6 protein-coding genes and 1 pseudogene are annotated in these 6,845 nt (G+C 69.7%); 3 read left to right on the plus strand and 4 right to left on the minus strand.

The features are described 5' to 3' along the window. Positions 1-30: 30 nt before the first annotated feature. Complete coding sequence (fen, locus tag DJ75_RS03735) at positions 31-1,008, minus strand: flap endonuclease-1 (RefSeq protein WP_094522663.1); 978 nt, start codon at positions 1,006-1,008, stop codon at positions 31-33. 128 nt (positions 1,009-1,136) lie between these two features. Between fen and fer the strand changes: the two genes are divergently transcribed. Then, a complete protein-coding gene (gene fer / locus DJ75_RS03740; protein ID WP_094522665.1) occupies positions 1,137-1,796 on the plus strand; it encodes a ferredoxin Fer in 660 nt (219 codons plus the stop codon). 36 nt (positions 1,797-1,832) lie between these two features. Here the strand turns inward: fer and DJ75_RS03745 are convergent, their stop codons facing one another. After that, positions 1,833-4,082, minus strand: coding sequence for an OB-fold nucleic acid binding domain-containing protein (locus DJ75_RS03745; protein ID WP_094522667.1), 2,250 nt, complete (start codon positions 4,080-4,082; stop codon positions 1,833-1,835). Positions 4,083-4,221: 139 nt separating this feature from the next. Then, positions 4,222-4,836 carry a YIP1 family protein gene (locus DJ75_RS03750; protein WP_094522669.1) on the minus strand — a complete coding sequence of 205 codons (615 nt, stop codon included), beginning with the start codon at positions 4,834-4,836 and terminating at the stop codon, positions 4,222-4,224. 170 nt (positions 4,837-5,006) lie between these two features. On the opposite strand from DJ75_RS03750, the gene DJ75_RS03755 reads away from it, so the two are divergent. Further along, positions 5,007-5,477, plus strand: a complete 471-nt coding sequence (locus DJ75_RS03755) for a type IV pilin (protein WP_094522671.1) — start codon at positions 5,007-5,009, stop codon at positions 5,475-5,477. 33 nt (positions 5,478-5,510) lie between these two features. On the opposite strand, the pseudogene DJ75_RS03760 reads toward DJ75_RS03755, so the two are convergent. Further along, positions 5,511-5,645 (minus strand): annotated as a pseudogene (locus DJ75_RS03760) (gfo/Idh/MocA family oxidoreductase); the annotation flags it as partial. Between the two features lie 54 nt (positions 5,646-5,699). Here DJ75_RS03760 and DJ75_RS03765 point away from each other — a divergent pair. Next, a partial coding sequence (locus DJ75_RS03765) for a tyrosine-type recombinase/integrase (protein ID WP_094522673.1) occupies positions 5,700-6,845 on the plus strand: 1,146 nt, incomplete at its 3' end.

Raw genomic sequence — 6,845 nt, forward strand, 5'->3', positions numbered from 1 at the left:
GGCGGATCGCGACCGCCGAGGCCCCGCCGTTCACGACCACCGGTCGAGTCCGGTCTGGACCTGCGACTCCCTGATGCGTTCGAACCCGCGCTCGACCTCGTCGGCCGCGACGCCCCACTCGTCGACGACGTAGGTGCGGGCGGCCTCCACGTCGGGGTTCACGTCGGCGTCGACGGCGACGTCGGCCGCCGGCGGGTCCATGAACAGCTCGCGGATCTCCGCGGCGTTCGGGATCTCGGCGCCGCGCGCGTCGAGGACGCCCCAGAGGTCGCCGTGCTCCTTCACCGCCGTCACGGCGGTCTTCGGCCCCACGCCGTGAACGCCCTCGTTGAAGTCGGTGCCGCACAGCATGGCGACGTCGATCAGCCCCTGCCGGTCCAGTTCGAGTTCGTCGAGCGTCGCCGCGAGCTCCATCAGTTCCGGATCGCCCTTGCTCGTGAGCTGTCGGAGCGTCGTCGGGGCGCCGAACAGCAGCGTGTCGTAATCCTCGCTTCCGGCGTGGTCGACGGCCCCGGCCGCCGCCATGCGCGCGCACTGGGCCTCCCCCTCGGCCGGGGCCTCGACGACCGGCACGTCGAGCAGGCGTAACAGCTCGCGCGTCGTCTCCTGAATCGTGTCCGTAAGCCGCTGGGTGCGGGCCTCCAGTCGGGCGGCCTCCACGGCGTCGCCGCGCTCCTCGGCCGCCGCTCGCCGGTCCTCGGCCCGCTCGCGCTTCTCGCGTCGGTCCGCGACCTCGTCGGCCTTCAGGTCGGTGACGGCGCCGTCGAACACCATCACCGGGATCAGGTCGTGTTCGAAGAACTTCGGGAGCCCCTGGACGACGCCGATGAGGTTCGCGACCTCGACGCCGTCGGCGGTGGTGTACTTCTCGTCGGCCGTCCACTTCACCGTCGTCGTGAGGTACCGGTACAGCCAGTTGTGCGCGTCGACCGCGACGACGCTCCCCTCGATGTCGTCGAAGGCGACGTCCCGGATCGCCGCGAGGTCGCGTAAGTCCGCGTTTCCCATTACGCGATCCCTCGGCGCCGCGGCTCTTAAACCATCGACTCGCGGACCGACCCCCGGCCGGTTCGCCTCCCCGCGCTGCCGCCTTGTGGGGCGTTTATGTGCGTCACTCGACTACGTCTCGGTAGGGAATGGTCTCGCCGTTCGAGGTGTTGGGAATCGACGAGGACGCCGACGAGGCCGCGATCGAGCGCGCCTACCGCGACCGGGTGAAGGAGGCGCACCCGGACCGAGGCGGGACGCTCGAGGAGTTCCAACTCGTCAGGCGCGCCTATCGGGAGCTCGACGAGCGGGAGCGGAACGGAAACGGGGACGACGGTGCGGTCGCCGCCGCCGACGTCGACCTGACCGACGAGGAGGGCGACGCCGCCGAGGTGGAGCCGGCCCGCGTCGAGTTCCTCGATTACGACGCGCTCGCCGACTACGGCTGGTCGCTCGACGACGACGACCTCTTCCGGCGGGCGTCGCACGCCGACCTCGGCGCGGCCGAGCACGGGCGCCTGCTCGTCCAGCCGGACGAGAGCCTGTTAGAGGCGGCGGAGAACCGCGGGTTCGAGTGGCCGTTCTCCTGTCGCGGCGGCGCCTGCGCGAACTGCGCGGTGTACCTCGTCGAGGGGGAGCTCTCGCAGCCGGCGAACCACATCATGCCCGACGAGCTCGCCGAGCGGGGGTTCCGGCTCTCGTGTAACGGCTACCCGCTGAGCGACGAGCTGAAGGTCGTTTTCAACGTGAAACACCTCTCCGAGCTCGACGATCTCATCCTCCCGCCGGGACCGTTCACGCGGCGGTGAGTGCGCTCGCCGAGCGCGACCGGGGCGGTGCCCCGCTCAGAACGCCTCGGCCACGGCGGCGACGACGGCATCTTCGACCGCGTCGCGCTCGCCCGAGAGGAACTCGATCTTGCCCTCGCGGAGCCCAGCGGTGGTGACGTCGGCGGCGGGCGCGAGCTCGGCCGCGCGCTCGGCCACGTCGCGGACGGAGACGCCCTCGCTCGTTCGGATGTACAGCTCGTCGGTGCCGATGCCGACGGTCGCGTGCGCCTCGCCGTTCGCGCGCCGGCGGTGGAGGTCGTCGAGGAGGAGCGGCGTCGGCGGGAAGTCGTACCGGTGGGTGTAGCCGTCGGTGTCGAGCACGTCGAACTCGACGCCGTCGACCGCCTCGGTGACGACGTTGGCGGTCGCGGTCTCGACCTCCGTCTCCAGCTTCTCGCGGAACTGCTCGGAGACGTGCGCCGCGAGGTTGCCGCCGTCCTCGAAGAGGAGGTCGGCGACGAGCTCGCGCTTGTCCTGGTACGACTGGTAGTACGCCTCAAGGGCGACCGCCTCGCGGAGCTCCGCGACGCGCTCGACGTCGTAGCCCGCGTCGCGGGCGAGGTCGACGTAGCGGTCGGGCGTCTCGGCCCAGTAGCTCACGGCCGGGAGGTGCCGCAGGTCCGCGCGGATCTCGTCGTTGATCGCGGACGCCAGCGAGGCGACCAGCGCGCCCGTCGAGAGGTCGCCCTCGACCGACTCGATCTCCGGCGAGACGAGCGTGTCGACGGCCTCGCGGGTCTCGGGGTCGGCGACCTCCGCGTCGACGACGACCGCGTCGACGCCGTAGACGGAGAGCAGGTCGATGCCGTCGGCGGACTCGACCGTCGAACCGGTGCCGACGAGGAGGAACAGCGGGAGCTTCTCGTCGTGGCGGTCGCGGTCCTGCAGCATGCGGGTCGCGTCGTTCGTCGCCGCGTCCATCCCGTACACCGGGTCGTCGAGCGGGCGGCGCGTGAAGTAGTGGTACTCGGCGTCGCTCTTGGCGTGCTCGTCGCGGATCAGCGGGAGCACGGCGCGCTCGATAGCCGCGCCGGCGACGTAGCCGTCGGCGGTGGCGGGGTGGCGCACGACGATCGGGCGCGATTCGAGGACCGCGCGGCGGACCGCCTCCGCGGCGTCGAGCAGTCCGTCGGCGAGTTGGGCGACCGTCTCGTCGCCCGCGAGCGGCTGGAGCCCCTCGGGACGCGCCTCGTCGGTCAGCGCCTCCGCGAGCCGGCGGCGGACGGACTCCGCGTCTTCGCCCTCGAGGAGGACGAGCGCCTCGGACTCGACCTGCACGTCGCCCCGGTGGCTCTCGACCTCGCCGTCGATCCGCACCGCGTCGCCGACCTCGACGTCCGGGTACGCCCGGACGCCCGGCTCGACGAACGCCGCCACGTCGACGACGCCGGTCTCGTCGCGCACCTCGAAGACGGTGGGGCCGCCGGTCTGTCGGACGCCGACGACCTCGCCGTCGATCCGCACCGCGTCGCCGACGGCCTCGGAGAGAGTCCCGATCTCGACGCGTTCGCGGTCGCCGTCGAGCTCGTCGGGCTCGTCGTCGTCCGTCGCGTCGGGTGACTCGGATTCGCTCGACGCTGACTCCTCGGCGTCGGTCGCGTCCTCGACCGGCTCGGCGTCGACGCTCTCGCCCTCGTCAGCGTCGCCCGTCTCGTCAGGCCCGGTCGCGTCGTCGGCCGCGTCTCCCTCCGTCTCGTCGGCGGCATCTTCGGTCGTCTCGTCGACGGCGCCTTCGTTTTCGATCGTCTCGTCAGCGACGTCTTCGGTCGTTTCGTCGACGGCGCCTTCGTTTTCGGTCGTCTCGTCGACGACATCTTCGGTCGTTTCGTCGGCGGCGCGGTCGTCCTCGGTCGCCTCCTCGCCCGCGTCGTCGCCGTCCTCCTCGGGGAGGAACTCCGTGTCGCCGTCCTGAACGAGCACGCCGCGGAACTCGCGGTCGGCCTGTCGGATCGACCACGCGAGGTCGATGTTCCCGTTGTCGCGGACGCCCTTCACCTGGACGAACACCTCGTCACCGGGCTCCCAGTCGAGGCTGTCGAGCCGGCGGTCCAGCTCGGACCGGTGGAGCAGGCCGGTCACGCCCGGGGCGAGGTCGACGAACACGCCGAACTCGGCGTAGCCGTCGACGACGCCGCGGTAGAATCGGTCGGACACGAGCTGGTCGGGGGAGTTTCCGCGGTAGTCGAACACGACGTCTTCCTGGTGCGGGTCGCAGATACGCCCGCCGCCGTCGACGTCGACGCCACAGATGATGCAAGATCCCATTTGAGTACACCGAGAGCCTCGTGCCTAAAACGGTTGTCGAAAGCCTCGCGGGAGCCTCTCGGCGGAAACGGTCGCCGCGGCGACTCTCGGCCCGGCCCTGCCGCGACCGGTTCGGCCGCCTCGGCGACCGCCGGGCGGCTCACGCGAAGAGGGTTCGAGCCGACGCGATCACGCGGTAGCCGACGCCGTAGCCGAGCAGCGCCGGCGGAATCCCGGCGACGAGCGTGCGCGGCCACGAGGTCCCGTGAACGACGCGGAACCCGATCAGCAGGAGAGCGGCCGCGTACGCGCCGCAGGCGATCCGCAGCGCCGGGACCGGCGGCCCGGCGAGCGCCATCGGCGAGCTGGCGTACGCGACGACCTGTACGGTCTCGCTGACCCCGCCGCGGTCGCGGAGCGAGAGCCCGTCGCGCACCTCGACGCTGGCGAGGATCACGCTCACCGTCGCGACCGCCGCGGTCAGGTGAAGCCCGACCGGGGCCGCGAGCGCGACCACGACGAGGAAGGCGACGAGCGCGGAGACGGGCACCGAGACGACGATTCCGGGGACTGCGGTGGGGTCAGCGACGACCCACCCGAGCGTGAACGCGCCGGCGACGGCGACCGCGAACGTCAGCGCTGGCGCCTGATCGCCGGGCGACACGCCGTTGGCGAAGAGGCGGCGCGGCCGGCCGAGCGCCTCGACCCAAGCGCGAGCGAGCCCGCCCGGTCCCCGCGCCCGCCCCCCGGCCGGATCGTCGATCCACGAAGTCACGTGCGCCTTTCGGCCGGGTGGAATAACGGGGTTCCGGTTCGGGAGCGACGCCCGCCCGGACCGACGACGGGAGAGTCGGCCTCGCCGGGTCGGCGTCGGCGTCAGCTCGTTCTCCTGTCTGATAAGCGGCGGGTAAACACTTATACCGGGCCGGGCGGAGCGGTAGTCGAATGCGCGCCTTTCGGAACGACGAGCGGGGGTTCACCCCGATAGCCGGCACGGGGCTGCTCGTCGGCGTCGTCGTCCTGCTGCTGGCGATCGTCGGGGCCGCGATGTTCGGCCTGATCGACGGGGTCGCGCCGCCGGACGCGGAGTTCCAGGTCGAACGCGAGGGCGGCGACATCGTCGTCGTCGCCGCCGGGCCAGACCCCGTCGCCGCCGAGGAGCTGTACGTGCGCGGCGAGGACCCCGACGGCGAGGTCGAGTTCGGGGCCTGGCCCGGCGACGGCGTCGTCGAGCCCGGCGATCGCGTGGTCGTGCCGAACGCGACCGGGAACGAGCAGTTCGACGTGGTCTGGGAGCCGGTCGCGTTCGACACCCGCGAGACCCTCGGCACCTACGACGGCGAGGACTCGGCGATAAGCGAGTGGGCCGAGGAGGAGCCGGGAGCGGACCCGCTCGGCGGCGGCGGTGGGTTCTGACGAGCGCGAGGACGAATCGAACCGAGCCGCGACCTACTCCACCGACACCCACTCGCCGCGCTCGTCGGAGCGCTCGATCGCGTCGAGCGTCTTCTGAACCTCGTACCCCTCCGCGAACGACGGCGAGAACTCGCCGCCCTCGGCGACCGCCGAGAGGAACTTATGGTTCATACGTATATGGTCTTGGATAAATTACAAGATGTTCGCATGAGACGGTGGAGTATGGGACGAGCAACGGATCCGCGACACCGATACGAATCCGAAAAAGAGCGCGTGTCCAAACTTCCGGACGGCGACGCCGACGCTATCACCGAGTTCCTCCGCGCGCTTGATCCGGAGGATTTGGGGTATCAACACACCAAGAACGGGAAGATCGACACGAAAGCGGCGTCGACGCTTGTGTCCTACGGGCGCGCGCTGCGGTTGCTCACGGACGAACTCGACGACGATCTACTCGACGTGTCGACCGGCACGTTCAACGAACAGTTCGCGACGTGGAAGGACGACGGGTTCGCGGACAAGACGATCAAACAGCGACAGTCGGCGCTCATCAAATTCCTTCGCTACCACGGCGACGCCGCCCGCGCGGACCCGGACGGGATCGTGTTCGTCAAAGTCGAGAACCCGAACGGGACGATCGAGCCGGAGGACGTGCTCACTGGCGACGACGTGGAGGCGATGCGAAGCGCGTGTTCCAACTGGCGCGACCAGTGCCTCATCGATATGCTGGCGTACACGGGCCAACGTGTCCGAGCGATCCAAACCCTTCGGCTGAAAGACGTGGATCCCAAAGAGGGGGAAAGCGGCCGGTACCGGCTGAACACCGATGATTTAGGACTCAAGGGAGCCGACAAGATCGGCGAGAAACGACCGCTACTAGGCGCACAGAAAGCCGTCTGTGAATGGACACGCTCACACCCGACCGGTGATCCCGACGACTACCTCATCACCGGGCTGCCGGGATCGAACCGGCCGAATGGTGTGTCTGCGGGCGACTATCTCGGTCGCACATCACTCATGACCCGGCTGAAAGTACTCGCCGATCGAGCGGACGTTGAGAAGGACGTGAACCCTCACGCGTTCCGGCACTTCTTCGTGACGACATGTAAACGCGACTACGATATGGACGACTCGAAGGTGAAGTTCCTCATCGGTCACAATCAGGATTCGCGAGTGATGGAAACGACCTACCAACACCTGTCGGACCAAGAGTTCAATCTCGCTGTGGAGGAATCGCACGGGTACGAAGTGGAGAAAGACGACTCGGCGCTGACCCCAGCGACGTGTATCACCTGTGACGAACCACTGCCGGGGTCGGCGAAGGCGTGCCCGGGCTGTGGGACGGTATACCCTCGTGTTCAGATAAGC

The sequence above is a fragment of the Halorubrum sp. Eb13 genome (genome assembly GCF_002252895.1).
Taxonomy (GTDB): Archaea; Halobacteriota; Halobacteria; order Halobacteriales; family Haloferacaceae; genus Halorubrum.

Coding starts and splice junctions, on each gene's coding strand:
- fen (WP_094522663.1), bottom strand. CDS start 1,008: ATGGGAAACGCGGACTTACGCGACCTCGCGGCGATCCGGGACGTCGCC.
- fer (WP_094522665.1), top strand. CDS start 1,137: ATGGTCTCGCCGTTCGAGGTGTTGGGAATCGACGAGGACGCCGACGAG.
- DJ75_RS03745 (WP_094522667.1), bottom strand. CDS start 4,082: ATGGGATCTTGCATCATCTGTGGCGTCGACGTCGACGGCGGCGGGCGT.
- DJ75_RS03755 (WP_094522671.1), top strand. CDS start 5,007: ATGCGCGCCTTTCGGAACGACGAGCGGGGGTTCACCCCGATAGCCGGC.